Origin of the sequence: Legionella bozemanae (assembly GCF_001648595.1) — a bacterium.
Lineage (GTDB): Bacteria > Pseudomonadota > Gammaproteobacteria > Legionellales > Legionellaceae > Legionella > Legionella bozemanae.
Genome location: NZ_LBAW01000012.1, coordinates 92942 through 117555 on the forward strand (window position 1 = coordinate 92942; position 24614 = coordinate 117555).

A 24614-nucleotide genomic window follows, 5' to 3' on the forward strand; every position below is an offset into this window, starting at 1 on the left:
GGAATGAGTAGACGTGCATAAAGCGCAGTACGTAGGGGTAAATTTCGCGGGGATCGCTCAGGGCTTGTCTGCGGGATCCAGTTTTTATTGCAAACTGTCTAGATCCGTGGACAAGCCGTGGGACGTAGGAATAAAGAATCATGAAAAAGTGTTGTATTTAAAATTCTATTACGAACTAGCCTTGTATATTCCAATAGCTAATAATAGCCAACCAATAATAAGACATAAGCCGCCAATGGGGGTAACGACTCCAATTGCCTTTACGTTGAGCATGCTCAATAAATATAGGCTTCCTGAAAAAAGAAAAATGCCAGTAAAAAATAACCATCCTGCAACTCGTATGATTCGTGCATCAAACTGACAAAGAATCATTCCAACGAATAATAAAGCCAAACTATGGATAAATTGATAAAAAACACCCGTTTGAAAAATATGCATTTGAGACGCACTAACTTGTGTATTCAAATGATGAGCAGCAAAAGCACCTAAAATTGTGGCAACCATTGCTGATAAAGCACCGATTGCTATAAAACGCTTCGGCATTACTGTTTCAGAAGAAGGCTGTATCATTCACTATCCAAATATTTTAAAGACTAACTAATTGGCATAATAGATTATATTGCAAGGAGTCTCAAAGAAATGTTGAGCGAGAACATACTTTTCCACTTTCTGCATCAAGTAGATATGAGCTCCCTTAGTCAAACATTTCATCAAGAAAAAAACCAACTAAAACAGATAAAAAAGTCCAAAGTAGCGTTGCTCAGCTATACTGCTGATTACTTGACTTAATTTGAGCGTATCGAAGGCAAAACCTTTTTTTACTGGAGATCATTTATCATAGTTCTCCCCAGCAATAGGAATTAAGCTTCCTCCTTCTTTAGCCCCTCTTTCTAACACTCTTTCAATTGAAAATTATGAACTCAAGGGGTGATTCAATAGCGGAAGATTCTTTTACTTCAAGTCTGGCCCTTCCTTATACTCAATTTCTAAGCCCTTTCCCTTAAAGTGAGAAACTATTGCCGCTTTATGCTCCTCACTATAACCAAGTGTATCTGCGACTTTTAGATAAAAATTTAGCTCTTTTTTCTCATATTCTTTAACTTTCTCAGAATCAGGTTTTTTAGTTTGAATAAGATCATAAAAAGAACGCACTACATCTTTAAACTCCCTCCTTAAATCTGGAGGTAACTTTTTTACATCAACATATAAAGGATTGAACTCAATCTTCCAGAAAAGTAAACCAACTTTCTCAACCCTTGCAACACAAGCGGATATATGGGCGCCACTTAAAGTACACTCAGCTTCACCGCTAAAATCAATATATTCTCCGTCAATAGGATTCACACCCAACTCACCTGCTTCATATTTTTGATGGTGCGTTTCCCTCTTAGGAATGTTATTCAAATCAAATACCATTATTTCATGCTCTTTACCCCTACTCCAACTTTTTGCTGCATCTAAGCTCATTGAGGTAGAGATTCCCATAATATCGCCGCTTTGGTGAGCAATCATCATCTTTTCTTTGTCTTTACTTCTGAATACACTGGGTTTCCTTCCCACAAAACCATCCATTTTCTTATTGAATACACAATCAGACTCCTTTTTAGACATACCTCTAAATAGAAGATTATGTGACCGAGGCATAGTAAAGATATTAAAAAAATTAAAATCACTCAACTTTGAGCCATTATAAGTACTCGTTGGAAAGCATAAAGTCTCCAATCGCCAAGTTGCCTCATATTTTACTGGATAAGCGGAAGCTCGAGTCCAAATACTTCTAGAAGGCACTAAAGAAGAGGAAAATAGTGTTTGTGTCATTTTTTTACGCATAGTGCACCACCCTTATTTTCGCCAAGATAGGTCTATCTTAAATTGTAGCAAAAATAAACTATGTGTCTAATTAAACAACATTTGATATAAGCATGCCTATTGAGCAACTTTTTTAATAAGGTAAGTTCGCTTATTTTTCTCTAATAAATTAGTTATGAACAAAACGTGTGCTGCAAACTATGATTTAATTGACCTGCTCGAATGAGTTGTTGAATAAAATGCAAAAATTTGTTTTAAGTGTCTCTAAACTAACGTTTCTTTTGATGTAATTTCTCAATAAAGCGTCTTCAATAAGTTTGTAAAATTTGATTTAGAAATAAGCAATGTTCCTAAAAATATAATCATGACACAGTTGTGGGTTATAAAAAAATAGATTACACTGTGATTAATTATAGGTCAGTCAATAATTAAATATTGAATTTCCTGAAAGGAGTACTTTCATAATGAGGCGTCGTTTATCTTTGTTTCAACCCCTGATTAAAAATACATCTCCCTATCTTTTTCATAATAACTACCTTCAATCTCTTGAAAAAACCTGGTTAAGCAAAATACCGGCAGAAACAAGTCAAAAAAACAAGAAGAGTGTTAAAGTTTTTTTCAATCAAAAATACTTTCCAGATTCTTTAGGCACGGATCCCGATACGTCTTATTCATTATCCCGTCTTTTAACAAGAACTGCAGCAATTAGTGTTGATGGAGATAAGGCAGGTTATTTTCAAAATGGAGAACCTTTTAAGGAGAAAGATTATTTTGCTAAGCTACAACCTGGTGATCCGAAAGGACTATCACCCCAAGAACGCTTAATTGCATCAAAAAAAATTATAACCTCTAACAGCTCAGTAATGGCAGTCGGTGGATATCCTCATACAATTCCTCGACAAAATTTAAAAAAACCATTTCAAATTGGATTACTTTCTCAAGTAGGTGCACAATTTGAAAATTCTTATTTACATTATAGAGCTTTTATCATGGATCCTTATCAGGATATTATTGAACACCCCCACTTAAAGCATCTGTATGAAGATACTCCTACTGATTTTAGATCAGCAGCGGCTGTTCTAGCAAAATATGATAGTAATGGTGACTTATTTCGACCAAGAGATGGATTGCTCTACATTGCCAGAAATACTTCGGGCCATTTTTATCGTACTTTTTTTAATAAAAATGCAATTATTTTTAATAGAAAAGCTTTTTTTAATTCACTTGTCGAAGACATACATTTGGCTCTAATTGCTGTGGACCAAATGGCTGAAAAGGAAAAAAAGCCTGCTTTCTTAAAGGCTACAGGAGTAGGCATGGGATTTTTTGCTAAAATCAATTGTGCTTATGATATTCATGGTTATCTTTTACCTATTTATTTACATGCCTATAAACATGTTTTAGAAACTTATTCATTTCCTCATATAAAAGTAATTGAATTCCCAATTTTTGGGGATGAAGAGGAAAACACCTATGACTTGGTTTTTAATGGGCAAAATAAAATTAATCACATTGAGGTGTCACACTTTGCCCGAGATGTTCTTAGTTTTACCGATAAAGAAAGAGAAGAATACTATGTTTGTGCTATTAACCCAAGTGACTCCAATGCTTTTCCAGGTAATGAGCAAGGATACGGTAGCGTAGAATCAGCTCTGGGAAATAATACCACCATACGTACTGATCAAGTTTATTTAACAAATACTGCACTACTAAATCCAGAAAATCAGATAGGTATCAACTTAAGCGAGGAAAATTCTTTAACAATATCACGCGCTCCTTAAACTAATAAAGCCCTAATGATGTATTTATGTATGAGCCTATTAGAATATCCATAGATAATATAGTTATGCTCCCCCATATATATCCTTAATTCAATATTCCATTTTAGAGTAATCTGTATACCCTTTTTCGGCTCCTCCATAGAAAGTTGCCGGATCTGGGGTAGCTAGAGAAAAACCTTTTGTAAAACGCTCTGGTAAATCAGGATTGGCAATAAACTTACTGCCAAAGGAAATTGCATCGGCTCGGCCTTCATTAATTGCTGCTTCGGCTGTTTGCAGGGTATAGCCCGCATTAAGTACCAGTAATCCAGAGAATAATTTTCTTATTTTCGACGCTAATGGTACCCCATCAGGAAGTTGCATGGGTTCAACGAGGTGTAACATTCCCAAATGCAGCTTTTCCAACTGCTCAACAAGGTAAAGGTAAGTCTCTTTCGGATTAGAATCATTCATGCCATTGAATGGGTTGTTAGGGGATATACGGACAGAGACTCGTTCTGCTCCCCATACGTCAATCACTGCCTGGGTTAACTCAATTAAAAAACGTGCTCGATTGACCAGGTTTCCTCCATATTCATCCGTCCTTTTATTAGAGCCATCTTCCAAAAATTGCGCTGGCAAATACCCATTAGCGCCGTGAATCTCTACCCCATCAAAGCCCGCATCTCTGGCCAGTTTTGCTGATTTTTTAAAATCCTCAATAATTTCTTTAATTTCCGCTAGTTCTAAGGCTCTTGGCGTAACAACATCCTTAGGTCCCGAAAGAGTATAAGATTGACCTGAAAAGCCGATAGCAGAAGGTGCGACTGGCAGCAAACCACCATGAAAGTCAGGGTGAGAAACCCTGCCTACATGCCAAAGTTGCAAATAAACTTTCCCCCCTTGCACATGAACTTTATGCGTGACTTTTTTCCAGCCATCAACCTGTGCCTGACTATGGATTCCTGGAGTAAATATATAGCCAACACCCTGTGGACTCACTTGAGTTGCTTCTGTAAAAATAAGTCCTGCTGATGCTCTTTGCGCATAATAGTCAGCTATCAAATCAGTAGGTATTTGCTGCGTAGCACGTGAACGAGTCATGGGGGCCATAAAAACTCGATTCTTAAATGTCAGTTTCCCTTTGGTGAATGATTCTGTGAGCATTAAATTTTTCATGATAGAGTACCTTTCATATCTTGATTGCAAATTTTAAGATGATGTACCAAACTATACTTTGCCGACCAACTATTTATAAATATAGTTGGTCGGCAAAGTATTTGTCAAGCATCCATATCTTGGGAGTCTCAATTGGCTAATATAGAAGGGAAAACTGAAAAAGAAACAATTTCCTGCAAAGAGGAAGACGTTTTACGTTTTCCGAATGCAGTCAAAGGTAATGAGCTCAGCTATCTGATTTTCCTGCTTGCCAGAACACATAGGGGGATGGCAAGCGAACTTTTACGACCTCTTAATCTCTATCCTGGGCAAGAACTTTTGCTTATGCAATTATGGGATCGAGATGGCCAGAGCCAGATAGAACTTATTTGCCGACTTGGCTTGGATGCCTCTACTGTCACTAAAATGGTACAAAGATTAGAAGCTCAGGGCCACATCACCCGAACACCATCCAGCAAAGATAAAAGAGTAATGCAGGTCAACCTCACTTCTACGGGAAAAAAATTAAGAGCAGACGTTGAAAAAATGTGGACCTCTCTAAACTCTGCCGTTACCCAAATCCTTGATGTAGCGGAGCAAGAACAGATAAGCGCTCTTTTAAAAAAAATCGTATTAGGCATGCAAAAAGGGGTTAAATAAGGTGGGTTGGGTCATTTTGACTCAATAATTTGAACAACGGGTTACTCAAATTAGCGTTCCACGTACCAACACCGGTATGTATAAATTAAACCCAATTAGCGGCTTATACAGTGATGTATGAGTTTCATTAATGAAAAAATCCTAAACCCATAATGCCCGCAATAATCAGATAGATAGCGACAATGTAATTCAATAATCGTGGTAAAAGCAGAATTAAAACTCCAGCAATTAATGAAATAATAGGTGTAATGTGAACGCTAAGCATATTTCTCTCCTCCGTGAGCTCAATATAATTATTATAGCAGCACTTTGGTGAAATCAATTGCACGTCTTAGTGATAAAGCTGTTTCAATGAAGGGTCTTGGTTTCAAATTGTCAATTGCACACAGTGAGCCAATTAATTCACTCGCTTCTGTTCATACAAATAAGCCTGGAAACATGCCTTGGATAGTCAAGGGTATATCCTAATGCATACATTGATTTGAATTATCATATACATTATCATCTCTCATCGAAATCAAATCCAGAGTAAGCAATAAATGAAAAATGTAACAAAATATTTCGCTATAGCGCTAATAACTCTAATTCCTACTCTGTCTTTTGCAACTCTAAAACCATTCACTAGCAGAGATTGCGCTGCTTTAGCAATGCCTAAAACGGTCTTATTAGTTCATGCATCATGGTGCTCACACTGCAAGGCTTTTTTGCCAGTTTACAAACAGGTTTCTGATAAAGAAAAATACAGAGATTGGATTTTCTATCAAATGGTAAATGATAAATTTGAAAATGTTTGTGGTACTGCTATTAGAGGTGTTCCTGTCACATTTAAAAATAATATGAAAAACAATCTTATGGGAAACAGGCCGCAATCAGCTCTGGAAGAATTTTTAGATTCGAATGCCTAGAATAGACTTTAACCAACTCTTAAAGCACCTTACTCATATGAAGGAGGTTACGCCTGGAACTTCAGAAATTGATAAGTTTATAGATCAGAATTGGCCTTTAAAACAAATTTAATTTTGAGCCCCAACTTTCCATATTCCCACAGCTATTCCGCAGGTAACCCAAATACACACTCAAATATTCTTGCTTTTACAAAATAGACTAAAATCTTTTATTTTTGGGTTTTGAACATCTTTCCACTTAGAAACTAATCGATCAACTTGATCGAATCATGAGTCATCAGTTAAAATTTTTCCATTTCATTTACTAAGAACCCGATGGAAACAAAATTTGAAATGCCTCTCAGTGATGTTGAACTGATTGCGAACATGATGAAATTCAGAGTGTTCATTCGAACAGATAACTCCTCTGCAATATATTTTCAACCCTTTGATCAGTATTTGGTATGTCCTGCCGAACATATGAACTTGCAAACGACAGCAGGCTCATACAGAAAATATATAAATTCAGGTTTCTTAAGTACATTTGAATTTGATCATAATGAGGGCTTGAAAGCGGTTAACAACTATTTAAATTATGCCTGCGTACATTTCATTTTTATACCGGCAGCTCTTTGTAATCAAATTGATTTAACTGGCGGAACATCGGGCCTTGAAAAAAGGGGTAAAATTACTTATCCCTGTAAAGAGAGTGGTACTGCCTGGAAAACTCCCATACGTCATCAATTTCTTCCGCAAATTTTTAATACGCAAGGTATGTCTGTTGCCGTACCCCCGGGATCAAATCGCTACAAGTTTGAATATTTATTGGGAGGAAAATGGCAACCCTATGCCATATATGTCACTATATCAAAACAGGTCGCATTGGAAATTGCCAAAAAACAGTACACTGACGAAGCAGAGCTTTGGGCTGAGCTAAAAAATTACCATCCTTATGTGATTGGCTCTCAAAATTTCGCGCAGTATACTAGAATGCTAGAACAGGGGGAAATTGCTCAAACATCACAAGAAAGATGGAAAGCATTACCTTACGATAGGCAACAGCTGCTTTGTTTTTTATTCGCGGTGATGCAAAACAGATGTTATAAGGAACCTGTTCCTGAGAATGATATAGATATGATCTATAGCCTATTACATGATATTGCGCCTCAAATCGATTTACTACTACAACAAAGTCCTCTTCTATTCGATTATTTAAAGTTATTAGAAAGTTCTATCATGCTGACTCAAAGTCAGTTAGTTCCTCACGATGATGCATTAAATTTCTTAACGAAAGAGCTTAAAGAATTATTATCTTTCGATCTCCAAATGATTAAGACCCTGAATTCTTCAGTTATTGCAGATAAAGTTCGAATGCTTCAGTCATTCCATAAAGCATTCACTGCCGAACATATGTTTGGACAATGCATCAGGCGTTGTGAAAGCTTTCATTTTCAATCCTCGGAAATTGAAGAATTAAAAGTGAATACCTTAAATCTAATTCAAGAGTTTTATGCTGATCCCTCTCTTTCAGAGAGAAAAATCTCTCAATTAATTGAAGAACTATCATCATCTACAAAAATTGTAGAAGAAAAATTAAACGAGTTTTTAAATAGAAATTATATTTTAACCAGTGGAATTTTATTATTAGAGAATACAGATTTTAAAGGACCTCCAGGAGAACAATCCATAATTTTTTGTTTAGGTGAATGGTATCATCAATGGGTCCAGAGGCTTGATTTATCTCAAGGGAACTTAAATTTGCAAAAGCAGGCAATATACTGTGAAAAAATTGTAGATGGCCTTATGGCGTTACAAAAGATGTATCGAAGCTATAAATTTAATTCCTCTCAGTTTCTGCATGTATTTCACGATGAAGTAATGCATACAATCAATGCAGTAGAAATGGCGTTGCAGCAGGATGCTGGATGGGATATAGGTCGATACATTTATGAAAGAACGAATATGTTACTATGTTTAATAGGCACTCAAAATAATCAAAATAATAAATTTTTTTTCTTATCTTCCATCCAGACAACTATAGACCGATTAAACGAAATTAAAATGCCTGAGGTAACAATGCATACGAATGGTGCTTCTGCTTGAGACTTAAATAGAGAAGCAAAATAATGAGCGGCCAAGGCATGTGTTCGCATGTGCTCATAAGTCGAAAACTATCCTCAAGCCACCACTTACTGGGACTTCTCTCCCTACTCTAGGAGTGGTTAGAGGCGACCCGTAATGTAGAATTTAGTCGTATAATCCCCAGCTCACCAGTGCTTTTCCTGCCTATGGTTAGATCTACTTTAATTAATTGTATTACATTACTATTTTCAAATTGATAGTTAATTTTTAAAGGAAGAGTGAGTATCCATTTGTTATCTCTAGATTCAATGAGCTGAGGTACTCCGTCTATTTGGCTTGTTGCACTGAGTTTTTGGGTCTTAAACGCTTTAATGTTGCCTGATTTTTCAAAGGCATTTATAAATTTATCCCATCCCTGTTTCGTATAGCAGGATTGCAATTTTTTCAACTGTGTGTCTATAGATTTAGAATCAAAATTAAAAGATTGAGTTGCAGCGTGCTCAGCCCAAGCCAAGATAATGGCTTGATTGATATTTTTAATTTCAGCGGAAGTTTTATAATCACAATCGATAAGGGCTGCTTTTTTTGGTTGTTCCACTGTAGATCGTTGTGTATTTTGCAACCCGCGTTCGTTAGACGGTGTCACTTGAGGCTGGCTGGGCGTTACTGTATCGGCGTTAACCGGATCCTTGAGATGAGCAGTAATTCGCATAATTCCAAACTCGCCTGTAGGTTTACGTCCCATAGTTAAATTAACATTTAGAAATTGAGTTACGTTGACTTGTTTGTTCTGATAAACAACTTGTAAGGGTAACTCGATGCTCCATTGATTATTTCCAGTTCTAAGCAGTTTTATTTGACCATTTACCCTACTGTTCATAATAAAATTTTGGGATCGCATTGCTTCAATGTTACCTGATTTATCTAAAGCACTCTTAAAATTCGTCCAGCCTTTTGCAGTATAACAAGACTCCAATTTCTGTAACTGAGACTCTACTGATACAGGATTGAAATCAAAAGATTGTGTTGCGGCATATTCTGCCCATTTTATTACCAGGTCTTCATTAATCGTTTTCATCTCGCTAGGAATTTTGTAATTACAATTAATGGGCTCCGCTCTCTCTTCAGAAGGTCTGTTAAACGTAATTTTCGGAATTTGAGATGGTTTCGAAATTTCAACATGTTGAACTATTTCCCTACCCTGTTGCTGATTGAGTGTGTTTAGCGTGTTAATTACTTTTATTTTATCGAATTTTGGTAATGCAGCATAAAAATTAACTGTTCCTTTTTCTTTAAAATAGGAGAGTAACTTGGGCAATTTATTAGCAAAAATATCTGATTTAATAGCAAGAAACTGATTTTTAGTCCATACAAACGAATTAGCCATTAAAGGTTTTTCAATTTCATTTTTATAGTAAGAAGTTAACTTTGCCATTAGAGTTTTTATTGCTTTCTCATAGTCCAGAGCTTTTTGTTCTTCGACAAGGTGTTGGAGCTGTCTTGTAATATCATACTCTAACTTGAGACACAATTCGGGATGACTTAGGATTCTATCCGTCTCTGAAAGCGATCTTCGTGACGCAATGAATAAAGAGGTCAGAAACGAAGTAGCCACTTTTTTCAGGTTCTCTGCGCTATTTATTTGCTGAGTCACGCTCAAAGAAACAGCTCCCAGAGCTTCTTTTATTGCGGCTGCTTTTTGAGATAAAGGAGCGGCACGTGGTGTTGCGACTATTTGAACTATTCCGAGTTTAAATGCGTTCCTCCAGCTGATAATCAAGTAAACATTAAGAAAATGGGTTATTTCTTCTTTATCATTTTTATAAAAAACTTTAATGGGCACATTCATTTTCCATTGAGTTTCCTGAGCATCAATAAGTTGAACTTTTCCATCCAACATGCTGCTCACCATAAGATTTTGGGTTTTTATTGAATCAATATTTCCTGAATCTGTTAATGCATTAATGAAGCTAATCCATCCATTTTTGGTATAGCATGTTCTTAAATTTTTCAATTGAGTGTCAAAGGACGACAAATCAAAATTAAAGGAATGGAGTACAGCATATTCTGCCCAGCTTACAATTAAGGCATTATCAATTTTTTGAATTTCGGGAGAAATCCTATAATCACAATTGATTTCAATTGATTGCTTTTTTGTTATCGTGTGCGACTTTTGAGTTGTCTCTCCTTGTTGTACTCCCTCATAGGATTTAGCACGCGTAGATATTTTTTCAGAAACAGCATCTGGGGGTTGTCCAGCATATACTTGAATACAGATTAAATTAAATAATAATCCGCAAACAATATTTTTTTTCATGAGATAACATTCCTTATTATTAATATCTAACAATTCTTTTGCTGATGTCCTGTATTTTAATTTAACTCTGCTTATTCAGTGTATGAAATAGTGCAGAAATTTCAATATTGCATTGAGTAGCATGTGAAAGCAATCGAGTTCTGAGCAGCAACAAGGAAGCTACATTGGCGTTGATTGTAAGTGGCAGCAAGTTTCAAGTAGTATAGTCGAAAAATACTTTATTTGTTTTTTGACCTCTAAAAAATCAGATACAAATAAATTAGTACTTGCTATTATAATTTCCTGTTTTCTAAATAGTATTAATAAGTATGGCTGATATAATTTTTATTGGTGCAGGTCCTATTGGTCTTTTAGGTGCAATACAGTTAAAACTACAATTCCCGGAAAAAGAAATTCTCATGTTTGAAAAATATGAGATTCCTGTACGCAATCATGCAATGTATGTGGAACAAAGTTCTTTTGTGGGAATGGATAGAAGTAAAGGCTTTGGAGAGGTACTTGATAGTATTCCTTCCAAGGTGGTAATTAGTGACTTGGAAAAGAAACTTAGGGAATATGCAACATCAATTGGAATTAAAATTCAATATCAGGAAGTAAAGGACTTTAACGAATTACAAAAACAATACCCTGACACTAATTATTTTGTAGGGAGTGGCGGTTTGCGGGGCATTATTCATCCTCAAGTTTTTAATAACGAAAATCAGATCAATGAACCCTTGCGTTATGCAGTTGAAGTTAAATATAAAGCAACGGGCGCAACAAGGCCTCTGAATAAAGTCACTGAACTTCCAGGAGTACTTGCTTATACCAAACATCTTGTTTCTGAATATGTGGGACATTTAAAGGATGGGCTGACACCCATTTCACTAAGAATTTTTATTGATGAGCCTGCTTATCAAGCCATGAAGGAGGCTACATTCAAAACACCATATACGCTATCAGATAAGGGCAAAATTCCCGCTGATTTATTTAAAACCATAAATACTTATTTGCAAGGCAGGCATCATCTCGCGGCTGAAACAATTGAAGAAAACAGTTTAAAAATTTCTACCATTACCTTGTCTCTTTATGCGAGTAAAGATTTTTGTAAGAACGTTGATGGAAAAACAATCTTTCAAATCGGAGAAGAAGGCTTTGCCTGTCCATTTTACCGAAGCTTTAATGATAATGCCGCTTGCATCCCATTTTTTACTAAAGCAATGAGTGCGCTGCTCAAAAACAATAATGTAGAATCAAATAAAATCGGCTCAAGCTCATTTTTTAGTGTTTCTACTATTGAAGAAGACCCGCTTACATACTATCAACATAACGTGCAAGGATTAGTAAATAGTGAGATTAGAGCCATTCATTACTTAAATTTCGGTATTGAAATGCTTGAAACCTCAGTTGCCTCAGCGCAATCCGTTCCGCAATTTTCAGGCTCTAAATTGAACTTTAAAAGAGGCGGTAAAACTTTCTTAGATGAGGCTAAAAGAGAGCATCATAAAGATAAGAGAGAAAATGAGTCCTCCTCTACATGTGTTCTAATATAAAGAATTAAAATTAAAAAATCATTTTGCAAAGTAGATTATAATGCTTGACCTTGCCGCAACGTTAACCCTTATTGTGTCTCTTGTGACTTAAGAGGAATACAATATGAAGTACGCAATTAAACAATTAGCTAAGCTTTCTGGTGTAAGCACCCGAACTTTGCGTTTTTATGATGAAATTGGTTTATTAAAACCTGCATTTTATGGTGATAATCAATATCGTTATTATCAGGAAGAACAGCTACTTTTACTTCAGCAAATTCTATTTTTTCGTGAACTTGAGTTTCCTCTTAATGACATTAAGGAAATTTTGAGCTGCAGTGATTTCGATAAAATAAAATCGTTACAGAAACAAAAATCCTCATTGCAGTCTCATATTGAGCGAACACAAACACTCATACAGACGATTGATAAAACCATTTCACATTTAAGAGGACAATATAAAATGAATATCGAAGAAATGTTTGAGGGCTTTGACCCCATCAAACAACAAGAACATGAAAAATATCTGGTTGAAGCTGGCGTTATTTCACAACAACAAATTGATGACAGTTGGGCGAGAGTTACCCATTGGAAAAAGCCCGATTGGGAGGCCTTTAAAGCTTCTGGGGAGCAATTAAATCTTGCACTTGTTAACGCAGTAAAACAAGGCCTTAACATAGAATCATCAGAGGTGCAGGACCTTATTCAACAGCATTATAATTGGGTCAATAATTGTTGGACGCCAACTAAGGATACTTATTTAGGGCTTGGACAAATTTATCTGGACCATCCTGACTTTCGTGATTTCTTTAATCGCTATCATCCTGATTTGGTCGAGTTTTTGACTGCTGCCATGAAAGTATTTGCAAAACGCAATTTGTCTTAAATTTGATTGCCTACTGCATGTTAGTAGGCAAGCTTTTTAATTTCGTAAATTTTATGACTTATCTCACATTAAAAGAGGGTAGACATCTTGGTTTGCTGAATATAACATAAGCTATGGATTCCTAATATTATTTTTCATAGCTTACCAGCTGCCTTGAAGCAGAGAAATTACATCTTGCTGCTCTAAAATTGCAAACCGCGCAGTTTATGATAGGTGTTCTATAGTTTTGCGATATTTCTTATAAAATAAACTGCATAATGAAGAATGATCTCAACTCAATGGCAATCATAACCGCGCACAGCACAAGTTAAAATTTGATTGACGTAATCAGACCCAGTGGAAAAATCAATAATTTGATTTAATTTTAACGATGGGAACAGCCAGGCCAACAACAAGGCCGGCGCTTACCATCTTTAAGGTCATTGCATGCCCTCTCAATCCGGCGCTCCCTTGTCTCCTGTTTTTTGGCAGACTCAATCCAACATATCCATTCATTGCGCGCAAGCGGTGTAATATCTTTCCATGCAGCTAGCGCCTTCATGTCAAAAGATAATACTTTTTGAAAATCCGTTGGTACTTTATGTACCAAACCAAGCATAATCCCTTTTCGAGTCATAAATTTAGTCCCAAAATATCAAATTCATGCGGTTCTTTATCCACTGCAATTTACCTGTCGTTGACAGAATGAATATTATTTAATTAAGGTTCATCTCGGTTAGATATGAAATTTATTCTACCTGATATTTTGTATTCTAAATTTAATTTTAGGATTAATTAGATTTATTATCTAACAAGTGATGGCCTCCTCAACCTTATTCTAGAGATCTATTCAAAATCACTTCATTACTTCACAGACCGCATTTTAATGTTTATTTGAATCATAATGCATAATTATTGAGCTAATCTATAATTTTATTAATAGTTATCGATGTCATTATAAAAAAACCTAACGGGCTAAATCTTTGACAATTTAGATTTATAGCAAATATTTAGCTAATTCAAAATGAGGAAAATCGTTGCATGAGAGAAGCTACTCAAAAACCTCGCCTATCAAGAGAACAACTCAATCTAATAACGAATTTAAATAAATATCTTGAAAGCCATGATTTCCCATTTCGTATGAATCAAGAAGGGGTATGCCTTGGTCTTGCCGCTCTTCGTTGCAAATATGTTCTCGAAGGACGTGAAAATGAATATTATGAAATGTTAGATAAAATATCTAATATAGAAACACTTAAAAATGAGTATGACATGGAATTAAACCATTTCGTAGCTCAAGTAGTAATGGCTTATAAACCAGGGCTTTTTTCCAATAAGACTGAGAAAGATGCAATATCTATGATTCAGACCCCAGGAAAAGAAATACTGCGCATCAGTATGATCGCATCACTTGATAAATGGAAAAAAACAATCGAATCGCTCAACTTACAAGAAGATGAAGTGATGCAATTAAATGTTCCTAACCATGCCACAAGCATTTCTCGTACAAAAGATGGTAAATACCGCTTTGCTGATCCCAACAATCCAAACGGCTTTCAAGATTTCGATGATGTAAGTTCACTTATGGATCATGTTAAAAAACTTTATCCATGGGAAGAAGGCAATTACAGCCTTGATGTAAATATCATACGTCATAATAATAGTTTAGATAAACCTCGTATCCCTTCTCTACCAAGTATGTCGGAAATCTATGGGGATATCGATGTGAATGCTATAAGTGTGAGCACTCGTGACAAGAAAGACACTTATTCTCAAACTAGTTTCGCAGCACGCTTTGACAATTTTGCTTTATTTATACATTTATTTAATAAAGACAAATTTAAGATACTAGAAAAGGATGGCAAAAAGGATTTCACCGGTTTTAAGGACTTAGCTGCAGGATTATTGAGTGCGGCTAAATACGATAGTATGAAAATATTACAATTTGCCACAGATAATCTCGCTATAGTGCAAATACCAGAGCCATTTAGACAACTGGTTGATATGAGTATTAGCTCTAATAGTTATAAAGCTTTTACCCTGTTTCAGGAGCATACGAATACTAAAAACCTTTTTTTAACATTATTTACCAAAGATAAAGCCGCTCAATACATTCGCATGGCCGCTTCTGGTAATAACCTAAATAACGGTGGAAATCCCGATATTTTAAAAAAAATTATTGAAATTTATACTGCGGGTGATAATCCTATTTTGAGCAAGAATGAATTAGCACAAATGATTCTTAAAAAAAATGAAAATGAACCAGATATGATTGAAGCTGCTATTGGAAAGAAAGGGGCTTGTGGAATAAGTAACACAGAATGTGTATCTATATTACTTAAAAAGGTTTTGGAGTCAGATCAAAAACTCACCCCAGAGCAGCTTCTCCATTACGCCTTGCTTGCTGTAGAGACGAATCAACCCCATTTAGTAAAACTCTTTGCAGAAACAATTAGAGAAGAGTTACCCCAGAAGATCCAGGCTCAATTGTTCGAATCAATTAAATTAAGTGTTGAAACTGCAAAACATACAGATTTATCTATTTTAAAAACTCTTAAAGAATACGGTACTAAACACTCATTTGGTGTAGAGGAAATTATACACAAAAAAGAAGAACGTTCCCCGGGAATACTTCTTACCATAGGTATAAAATTACAAAAATTTACTGAATGGATATTAAACGAAAAAAAACTTTCTAAAGAAGATAATTTGCAACAATGTAGGGAAAATTTTAATTCCTTTAAACAGCGTGTTCAAAATCAGCGACAAGCTTTCGAAGATAAGGAAAATGCAGTCGATTATAACCCGACTACTCCCTCAGTATCGGCCACGAAATAACATGGGCATCAGTTTCATTTAAATGTTATATGAAAAGACCCAACCACTGTGAACAAATTAAAATTTGTCCCAACTCCAAACGCGTTCTCTTTAAATACTTTTCCACTCAGGTTCAATCAAGATTAACACAGCGGTTTATTCCTGATAAAGTGATTAAATAAGTCAAATAATCTTGCCGGTTGATCTATAGGGGCGAGGTGTCCTGCATTGCGAATCTTAACTTGGGTTAAGCCGCCTGACGTTTTAGCATAGCCAGCCACTTTACCATCTGTACGCCATACACAAGAAGCTGCATGAGCAAATTTATTTTTGAATGGCCATTTAAGTGCGGATAGCCATAATTCAGTGCTCATAAAATTTGAGTCCTTTCCATCTTCTAGACCATTATAAATCAATACCCGAATACCTGCTGCAAGAATTTTAGGATATAAATCGGCAACAGAATCCTGTTCACCAATTTCAAGCTGATCTGCTACCTGTTTACTAAAATTGTTAAATTGTTGAATACGCTTATCTACATGCAAAGCGTGGCGAACTTCAGATTTATTTAAATAATGAATCATTAATGCATCATCAGGTTCTGTACCTTTGGCAATATTAGCCATATTAAGTCCACCACTTTCTTTCTCAATTAATTCCTGCATTTTTTTACAAACCTGGTTTGCTTTGCGACTTGATGGCATTGTTTTGTCTATTTCTTTAATACATAAATCATATAATTTTAATACTTGATCTCGAACTTGACGATCAATAAGACCATGTGAATAAGCAAAATCAGCATTAGCACGTTGTTGCAGACGAGGATTAACCCAGGCATCGCCAATTAACAGTCCTTTTAAATTAATTTTGGGAGTCGTCCCTGTTTCAGAAATAATTCGAATGGCTAATTGAGGCAAATATTTTCCAGCATAAGATTCACCAGCCAAATAAAATGGTTTCGATTCTAGCTCCGGATGCTGCTGAAAAAAAATCTTAAGTGCACCATATAATTGATCTATTGCTTCTGACTCATTTGAGAATGTATTAGGTTCCCCATAAGAAAAACCAACTCCAGCTGGTTGATCAATTACTAAATAATTGGCTTTTTGGCTCCAGGAATAATGACGTTCTGACAAAGTCCCATCTTTATTAATTACATAAGGCCCATTTTCCATAAAAAAACCATACATTGACGCGGCTCCAGGACCACCATTTAACCATAACACCAGAGGAGCATCAGCATAATGCTCTCGATTTTCAACATACCAATAGAATAAATTACCTGGTACAGCATTACATTTTTGCTTTGAACAAACAGAAGTCGAAAGAGGAAGATAGCCTGCATACTCTATATTCTTAAGCGTACCAAAGCCTGGTAAGGATACAATTCTATCTTGTGAATTATCAGCAATATTAGGTGAAGAGGCGAATGCTACTAAAGTATACCCGAAGAATAAAAACCAAAAAACAATATGCATAGTACTTCCTTTATTGAAAGGGAAAACCTTGATTCCGCCTACAGCTCCATCAAGGCTAAATTTTGGTGCCAAATCCCTGAGTCCAAATAAGTCGGAAAGCAATGCATCCATTCAGTAAAGCCAGGATTTACTACTGATTTATTGGTAACTCCAGCAAAATGAATGATACCTTCTTAGTTAAGGTAAATTTAATCAATTTTTAGATAACAAACCCTTCATGATAACCCATGTAATAAAACCGCATATGCCAATCAATACTGTAGCAGGGATAATATTGTGTAGAGGCAAAAATGAGATGGCAGCGAGATTTAAAGCGATTGCGAAACAAGGTACCAATAAGGGAATTCTAAATATTTTGGTACTAATTCTCTCTTTTTTTGTATTAAGTTTAATTTTTATTAGTGCCAGGTTGCTTAATGAAAAAACTATCAAAACTATTGCACTTGTAGAACTTGCCAGATCTCCCAAATTACTTGTTAATACCAAGCAAAGTATTATTGGAAAGATTAGAAAAATGGCACTATAAGGGGTATGAAATTTGGGGTGAACCCTCTGTAACGATTTCGGTAGAAGATTTTCTTTTGCCATTCCATAAAGCAGACGCGATGCTGTAATGTAATTTAATAAAGCTGAATTGAAAACGGCGAAAATGGCAATAATTGAAAACAAAGATTTGGGAAGAGCAGGAGAAGATTTGCTAACCACGTCTAATAAAGGAGCGTCAGAGGAACTAAGTTCACTCCCTGGAATAATCGTTGTCGCTACCCAACTTACTCCTAAATACAAAATCCCAGCAATTCCAACAGAAGATAATATGGCACGAGGTAGATTCTTTTTGGGTTCCTTAACTTCTTCTGCAATATTCGCCATATCTTCAAATCCTGTGAATGCAAAAAAAGCTAAAGCTGTTCCTTGAAGCACCTCACCTATTCCAGGTGTTTCTGTAGGAGTAGCAATAACGTTGCTATGATGTGTTGCCAAATACCAAAATCCACAACCAAGCACTATAAATAGGCCACTTACTTCAACTGAGGTACTTATTATATTAGCCATTGATGATTGTTTGATACCGCGTAGATTAATTAAAAGTAAAATAAGCAAAAAACCGAAAATATCAAGGCTCCTGGGGATATTAAATCCTAAAGCTCTCAAATATCCAGCAAATGCATGCGATAAAGTTGAAATAGAGAGAATAGTAGCACAAAAGAGTAACAAACCTGTTAACATCGAAAACCACTGAGTACCAAAAGCCTCATGAATATAAATAGATACTCCACCACTTTTAGGAAATCGACTCCCCAATTCACTATAAGATAATGCTGTGAATGAGATAATCCCCATTGCAATAGCAAATGAAAACCAGGTTAATGAACCTGCATGGCCTGCAATTTTCCCTACAAGGGCATAAATTCCGGCACCAAGAATATCCCCCACACCATATATAATTAAAGCACCTAAACCAAGAGCTCTAATTAATCCGGATGAAGAGTTTCTATTCATTTTGAGTCCTTTTAGTAATAAACATTAGGCTCACTTATTTGTTTGAGTGAAGTAAAGCCAAGATATAGTATGTCTGCGCGCAGAAATAATTATATAGCATCGAAGAATAATGTCTGCATGCAGACACAATTAATGTGTTTATTGATATAAGGCATAAAACAGGGTTTTGTTTACCAGTTAAATATAAATATACCCATTTAAAATCTAATAATTTTGCAAGATAATAATATTTATTAAATAATATCATGCACGAATTTTTGTTAATTTTGGAGAAGAAGTTGTGAGAAATAACATTATAAATAAAACTGGTTTTAGTTGTTGGTTAAGCAGTATTGCTTGTCTTACATTTCTGACATTAGTAAGCCATAGTGCAGCAGCAAGTCCTGTAGGGTCTTTAGGAGCAATGGCATCAACAATTACTGTATCATTTACGAATCTGGCTAAATTGATTACTGCTGGTGCTTATTTAGCTGGTTTGGGATTTTCTATCGGGGCTATTATGAAGTTTAAACAGCACAAAGACAACCCGACGCAAATTCCAATTGGAACGCCAATTGCCCTCGTCTTTATTTCTGCCGCTTTATTGTTTCTACCTTCAATTTTAGGTGTAACAGAAGCAACAATGTTTGGCCCTGCTGGCGGTCAAACTGCAGGACCTAATGGTATTGTTTTTACAACAGCCCAAAATTAGGATTGGTGGTTCTCTGCCTTCTCACGGGCATTTGTCGAGCACGCTTCCAAGAAGGCTTGGTGTGCCTGTTCAAGGCATTTCTGCCAACTCCTGTGCTGGAGAAAGTATCTCCTACGGCAATAACAGCAAGCATAGCCTTGATGGAGCCGTAGGCGGAATCAAGGTTACACTTGCTAGCATTCCCCCTTAATCCGAGTGGGTTACTGCCAAGTTCTATATGTGAGACAAATTTATAGAATTTTCGCAAAGTCTGGATAGATCTATTCATAAAAATCGGGTTAGCATCGCCATTACAGTTTGACTAACTTTTTCTTTTACTCGCATTTTTTTAATTTCAATGCGAATTCCCTCCTTAAATAGCCTATGATTTAACCCACCTTCTGAATTAGATAATAAAAATAATATTTTTTACCCCACGCTCTTTCCTTACGAGCATACTTCGCCAAGTAACGCAGTGTGGGATTTTTAAATCTAATTTTCCACCAAGGCAGAAAGGTTGCTCCCTTAGAGCCCGCCAGTGCAAGAAGTTCGGTAAGCGGCATCGGATTATCATCGCCGAATATCCTTTGAGCCCTTTTACAAAGTCCAGCTTCATCTACAATGAGACGTTTGTAGATAGATGCTTGAACCATCCGGGTAATATTTTTCTTTTTGATGATTTTTAAATGCTTACTTGTCTTAATATATGCTTCTAATCTGTCTGATTGCTGTTTATTCTTAAAATAAATATCGGCATAACAAAAGAAACCACCAGGGGCTAGGACGCGCTCCACCTCAGCAAAAAAAAGCTCAATTCTTGGGTAAAGATGAGAGCTTTCAAGGTTCGTTACCACATCAAAACTTTCATCTTTTAACGCTAAGCTTTCCGCATCAGATTGTAGGTAATTTACTTTTTCATTTTTATAAAAATTACTCTTTGCATGTCTTATTAAAGGAGTTATTAAATCAACGCCTAAAGCATATTGAGTTTTCAGTAATTCAGAACCCAATCGTAAACCGAGCCCATTGCCGCAACCAACCTCTAACAATCTCTTATCGAAAAACTCCATTTTTATTAATGGCCTGATCAGGTTATAAAGGAGTAGTGGTGAATAAATATCTTGATGTGGAGATAAGGTAGAAATATCAAAATTTAACGCCATGTATTCCTTATATATTTTCTTATTCCACAGCCCCCAGTTCATAAAAACGTTTTCTTCAATAAAATTGGCAAAACATTCATAGCTCGATTTGACATCCTGTTTCATTAATATAGCGTCTGAGGGATGATAACATTTTTGTTTAAGTATTTTATTTGTTTTTCTAAGAGCTTGACTGTACGTTTTGATTTCTTCTTTCATTTTAATCACTTATTAAATCAGCAATCTTAGTTTCGTCATTTTTCACTAATTTTTTAATCAACTTAATTAATTCGCTGGCTATTTGATCGTTACACTTTTCAGTTAGAGGGCCATTAATAGACACCAGATATTCGCCATCCTGATTCCTGGTAAAGATAATCCATAAGTATTGATTGCCTATAGGACGGTCTACACTGGCAAAATGACTGGCATAATTATACTCAAGATCTGCAAACCCCATATGCGGAGGCTCTTTGAAAAAGCCCTCAGTAATATTAATACATACGTTCACCGGACTTGGTTTTAGTAAAGGGATATTCAAGTGAAACATCTTATTGAGCTTTGATTTGATTAAAATATTTTTTCTTCTCGATGTGATCTGAGCTAAGTAGTTCAGATAGTAGTCTATTACTATTGAGTTTAGCTTACTTTTTTTAAAATGTTTCGTTAGAAAAGCTTTGTTAAATGCATATACCAAATACTGACCAAGAGACAATGAAAAACCTCTTAGCCTCTGGTTTTTGATTAGTTGAGAACATTTTTGATAAGGGGCTGTTTTTAACAGTTGCTCTTCAATTGAATGAATAGAGTCAATATAGCTATCCTCCACATTTAAGGTAATATTTATCATTTTACGCTCCGAGAACAGACCCAGGGCTGACTTGTATTGACCTCCCTCTCTACCTTTATGAATTAGTGTGACAGGTATTTTATTTTGCTGAGTTATCTTGTAAAAAACGATTTGGCACGCAGCAATTAATCCAGAGCTGATACTAATATTTTTTTCTTTATGCCAGTCGATAAATTTTTCAACTAATTGTGACTCAATAGTATAATGAAACAAATGCTTTGAGCGGCCAAACCCTGAATCAGGTAAATGATTTCCGGGACCAAAATTTAATCCTTTAACCCCTTTATTATAACTCCACCAAAAATCAATTTTATCTTTCAGGTTTTTTGCATAATCAATATTACTCTGTCTCACATAGTCAAAAAAAGATGCTTTTTCGGGTATCGGGGTGAGTGCTTCTCCACGGGTAAGTGCAGTGTAATTTTCCTTAACCTGTGCAAGTACAATGTTACACGTATCATCATCAGATATAATGTGAGGCATCACGATATGTAATTCATGCAAGTCATGTTGCACCTTATACAGACATACTCTAATCAGTGGCTGTCTGTTTAATGGAATAATACTCCTTACATTACTATAGAACTCATGCTTCAACACATCCCTCTTATTATCTAAGGAAATGTCCTCGTAGTTTAGCTGAAATTGACCGTCTTTCTTCACCATTTGGGTCGGCGCATCTTCATTAAAGTTTATCCAGAAAGTACTGTTTTGCTTCACAACAAAATCAAACGCTTGGAACAAGTATTCTTTGTTGAGTTTTCCGTGGAGTTGTATGTGTATGCCGCAATTCATAGCATAACTCATTTTATTTGAAACCCAATATATGTATTGATAATCAGATAAAGCTATTTCTTCTAAAACTGGATTTTCCGCGACGTGATTACCGGTTTCTTTTGCAAAAATATTTTGTAATTCATCTGCAAGATTCCTGGCAATTTTATCAATGCTGGGATGATTAAGAAAATATTCTATGGGTATGCTAAGCGATGGGCATTGCAACTTATCATGCATTCGGTTTCTAATTTCCAAATACATCAATGAATCCAACCCCATTGAGTACAAATCATCTTTTGCTGCGGTTTGATCCAGCTCCGGCATCCCCATAACATCCGCAGTAATTTTGCATAAAGCCGAACTCAACATAGCCACACGCTCTTCATGAGCATGCTCTCGAAGAGCGTTTAAAAAGTGCTTATCGGGTTTAGGAGTCTCTATACTCTGGGCGTGATTACCGGTTTCTTTTGCAAAAATATTTTGTAATTCATTTGCAAGATTCCTGGCAATTTTATCAATGCTTGGGTGATTAAGAAAATATTCTATGGGTATGCTAAGCGATGGGCATTGCAACTTATCATGCATTCGGTTTCTAATTTCTAAATACATCAATGAATCCATTCCCATTGAGTACAAATCATCTTTTACTGCGGTTTGATCCAGCTCCGGCATCCCCATAACATCCGCAGTAATTTTACATAAAGCCAAACTCAACATAGCGACGCGCTCTTCATGAGTATGCTCTCGAAGAGCGTTTAAAAAGTGCTGAGCTGGTGCAGGAGCTTCCCTGCTCTGAGCGAAAAACTCCATTTGTTTCGGTGCGTTTTTGCAATAAATATCTCTATCAATAGGACATACTGCAATTTGCGTCACCTGATGTGTCAATAAAACATCAAGAATATCCACACTGTCTTTATCTAAAGGAATTAAACCTTGTTGTTTCATAGCTTGCGTAAGATTTGCTGCCATCCCCACTGTATGAAAAGGACCCCAGTTAATCGCAATTGCGGGTAAACCCAACTGATGTCGTAAATGCGCTAGCCCATCTAAAAATCCATTAGCAGCAACATAGTTTGACTGCCCTTTTGATCCTAGCACGGACGCTATAGAAGAAAATAAAACAAACACGTCCAACTGAATATTTTTAGTTAATTGATGCAGAATCTGAGCGCTTTCCATTTTCGCACGTAAAACAGTTTGAATATCTTCATCGCGTAAATTGACAATCAAGCCATCTTTAATAACGCCTGCGAGATGAAACACACCTCTGAGAGGTTTGGAATCTTGCTCAATATACTCAAATATCTGCTTCATTTGCTGATAATTACTTGCATCAGCAGCATAATGCCTAATGTAGACTTGTTTTTTTCTTGCACTTGAAATCAAGTCCTTTGTATCCATTGAACATTCAGAGCGACTCGTAATAATAATATATCTAGCGCCTCTAAGAATAAGATATTCAATTAATGCTTTCCCCAAGCCTCCAGTACCTCCCGTAATGAGGTAACTTGCCTCTCTATCAAATAATATCTTCTGTTGCTCAGGAGGAGGAGACAATTGTTTTTTTTCTAGCCTGGGGACATAAATTGAATCTCTTACTGCAAATTGAGTTTCCAAATTTTTAGCGTCGAATAGATAGTTTAAAAGCTTGTTCAAATTGCCGTTTGAATCTAAGTCAATCGTATAATTTCTACTGAGTCCGAGCTCATTTCTAAAGCTTTTCCAAAAAGCACTCGCCATAGTATGCTCAGGATTTACTTTATTTTTACCATTAATGCTATAGGCATTTTCTGTAACTAATATAAAGCTGCTCGGGCATGATTTAAACATTTTTTGACAGCAATGAAACAACGCAGTAAATTGCCCTTCTTCATAAAAGAAGATTATATTTTTATTTTCTATACTCTCTAATGCATTCACATCATCTGTGCGCTGGTAAGCAAGATGGCCAAATACTTGTTTCACTTTCATTTCATCTTGCGCAATAACCCAAAAGTCAGGGATATCTGGTGTGCTTAGCAAGTTTACATTAAGTTTATTCCAGATTATTTCATAGAGATGATTCAAGTGAGATTCATTGCCAGAAATTGGGCTCGCTTGCACTATATCAGTACTTATTAAAGAGTCCCTTTTTTCAAACCAAAATTCTTTCCGGTCAAACGCATAGTTAGGCAGCGCTACTTTTATAAATCTATGATCACAATTTTTATAGTATAAATTCCAGTCTACATTTTTGCCTTGCAAATAATCGGTAAGCAATAACATTAGTACAGCATCGTCTTGTAAATCAAACGGATTATTTTTCCCTTGCGATGATGCAAATTGGCCCATATC

General features: G+C 35.9%; 18 protein-coding genes. 8 read left to right on the top strand and 10 right to left on the bottom strand.

Translation table 11 applies throughout. The features are described 5' to 3' along the window. Positions 1-168: 168 nt before the first annotated feature. Together A8O27_RS10510 and A8O27_RS10515 are read right to left on the bottom strand one after the other, a co-directional pair. The gene (locus A8O27_RS10510) at positions 169-570 is read right to left on the bottom strand and encodes a DUF423 domain-containing protein (RefSeq protein WP_058460686.1); all 402 of its coding nucleotides are present in this window, start codon (positions 568-570) and stop codon (positions 169-171) included. 381 nt (positions 571-951) lie between these two features. After that, on the bottom strand, positions 952-1830 hold the full coding sequence (locus tag A8O27_RS10515) for a hypothetical protein (protein ID WP_058460685.1): 879 nt from the start codon (positions 1828-1830) through the stop codon (positions 952-954). Between the two features lie 443 nt (positions 1831-2273). On the opposite strand from A8O27_RS10515, the gene A8O27_RS10520 reads away from it, so the two are divergent. Continuing rightward, entirely contained in the window at positions 2274-3590 is a 1317-nt protein-coding gene (locus tag A8O27_RS10520) for a DUF4804 domain-containing protein (RefSeq protein ID WP_058460684.1), read from the top strand. A gap of 90 nt (positions 3591-3680) precedes the next feature. Here A8O27_RS10520 and A8O27_RS10525 read toward each other — a convergent pair whose 3' ends face one another. Continuing rightward, positions 3681-4748, bottom strand: a complete 1068-nt coding sequence (locus tag A8O27_RS10525) for an alkene reductase (protein WP_058460683.1) — start codon at positions 4746-4748, stop codon at positions 3681-3683. Positions 4749-4880: 132 nt separating this feature from the next. On the opposite strand from A8O27_RS10525, the gene A8O27_RS10530 reads away from it, so the two are divergent. Then, positions 4881-5387 (top strand): MarR family winged helix-turn-helix transcriptional regulator, encoded by a 507-nt coding sequence (locus A8O27_RS10530; protein WP_058460682.1) that lies wholly within the window; start codon positions 4881-4883, stop codon positions 5385-5387. 127 nt (positions 5388-5514) lie between these two features. Here the strand turns inward: A8O27_RS10530 and A8O27_RS18470 are convergent, their stop codons facing one another. After that, positions 5515-5652 (bottom strand): DUF3096 domain-containing protein, encoded by a 138-nt coding sequence (locus tag A8O27_RS18470; protein ID WP_082642490.1) that lies wholly within the window; start codon positions 5650-5652, stop codon positions 5515-5517. A gap of 274 nt (positions 5653-5926) precedes the next feature. On the opposite strand from A8O27_RS18470, the gene A8O27_RS10535 reads away from it, so the two are divergent. Together A8O27_RS10535 and A8O27_RS10540 are read left to right on the top strand one after the other, a co-directional pair. Next, a complete protein-coding gene (locus A8O27_RS10535) occupies positions 5927-6292 on the top strand; it encodes a thioredoxin family protein (protein ID WP_058460681.1) in 366 nt (121 codons plus the stop codon). A 315-nt stretch (positions 6293-6607) separates the two neighbouring features. Continuing rightward, positions 6608-8374 (top strand): hypothetical protein, encoded by a 1767-nt coding sequence (locus tag A8O27_RS10540; RefSeq protein WP_058460680.1) that lies wholly within the window; start codon positions 6608-6610, stop codon positions 8372-8374. A gap of 109 nt (positions 8375-8483) precedes the next feature. Here A8O27_RS10540 and A8O27_RS10545 read toward each other — a convergent pair whose 3' ends face one another. Further along, complete coding sequence (locus tag A8O27_RS10545; RefSeq protein WP_058460679.1) at positions 8484-10670, bottom strand: DotI/IcmL family type IV secretion protein; 2187 nt, start codon at positions 10668-10670, stop codon at positions 8484-8486. Between the two features lie 308 nt (positions 10671-10978). On the opposite strand from A8O27_RS10545, the gene A8O27_RS19325 reads away from it, so the two are divergent. After that, positions 10979-12202, top strand: coding sequence for a hypothetical protein (locus A8O27_RS19325; RefSeq protein WP_235810581.1), 1224 nt, complete (start codon positions 10979-10981; stop codon positions 12200-12202). Between the two features lie 103 nt (positions 12203-12305). Then, on the top strand, positions 12306-13067 hold the full coding sequence (locus A8O27_RS10560) for a MerR family transcriptional regulator (RefSeq protein WP_058460678.1): 762 nt from the start codon (positions 12306-12308) through the stop codon (positions 13065-13067). A gap of 364 nt (positions 13068-13431) precedes the next feature. Here A8O27_RS10560 and A8O27_RS10565 read toward each other — a convergent pair whose 3' ends face one another. Further along, entirely contained in the window at positions 13432-13683 is a 252-nt protein-coding gene (locus A8O27_RS10565; protein ID WP_058460677.1) for a YdeI/OmpD-associated family protein, read from the bottom strand. Positions 13684-14087: 404 nt separating this feature from the next. Here A8O27_RS10565 and A8O27_RS10570 point away from each other — a divergent pair, with 404 nt between their 5' ends. Further along, positions 14088-15884 (top strand): hypothetical protein, encoded by a 1797-nt coding sequence (locus A8O27_RS10570; RefSeq protein WP_058460676.1) that lies wholly within the window; start codon positions 14088-14090, stop codon positions 15882-15884. A gap of 122 nt (positions 15885-16006) precedes the next feature. Here the strand turns inward: A8O27_RS10570 and A8O27_RS10575 are convergent, their stop codons facing one another. After that, positions 16007-17341: a S10 family peptidase gene (locus A8O27_RS10575; RefSeq protein ID WP_082642495.1), complete on the bottom strand. Its 1335-nt coding sequence runs from the start codon at positions 17339-17341 to the stop codon at positions 16007-16009. Between the two features lie 192 nt (positions 17342-17533). Continuing rightward, positions 17534-18841, bottom strand: a complete 1308-nt coding sequence (locus A8O27_RS10580) for an APC family permease (RefSeq protein WP_058460675.1) — start codon at positions 18839-18841, stop codon at positions 17534-17536. 280 nt (positions 18842-19121) lie between these two features. Between A8O27_RS10580 and A8O27_RS10585 the strand changes: the two genes are divergently transcribed. Further along, the gene (locus A8O27_RS10585; RefSeq protein WP_058460674.1) at positions 19122-19532 is read left to right on the top strand and encodes a hypothetical protein; all 411 of its coding nucleotides are present in this window, start codon (positions 19122-19124) and stop codon (positions 19530-19532) included. 368 nt (positions 19533-19900) lie between these two features. Here the strand turns inward: A8O27_RS10585 and A8O27_RS10590 are convergent, their stop codons facing one another. Continuing rightward, positions 19901-20872, bottom strand: a complete 972-nt coding sequence (locus A8O27_RS10590; protein ID WP_058460673.1) for a class I SAM-dependent methyltransferase — start codon at positions 20870-20872, stop codon at positions 19901-19903. A gap of 1 nt (position 20873) precedes the next feature. Beyond that, on the bottom strand, positions 20874-24611 hold the full coding sequence (locus A8O27_RS19590) for an SDR family NAD(P)-dependent oxidoreductase (protein ID WP_445554036.1): 3738 nt from the start codon (positions 24609-24611) through the stop codon (positions 20874-20876). Positions 24612-24614: the final 3 nt, after the last annotated feature.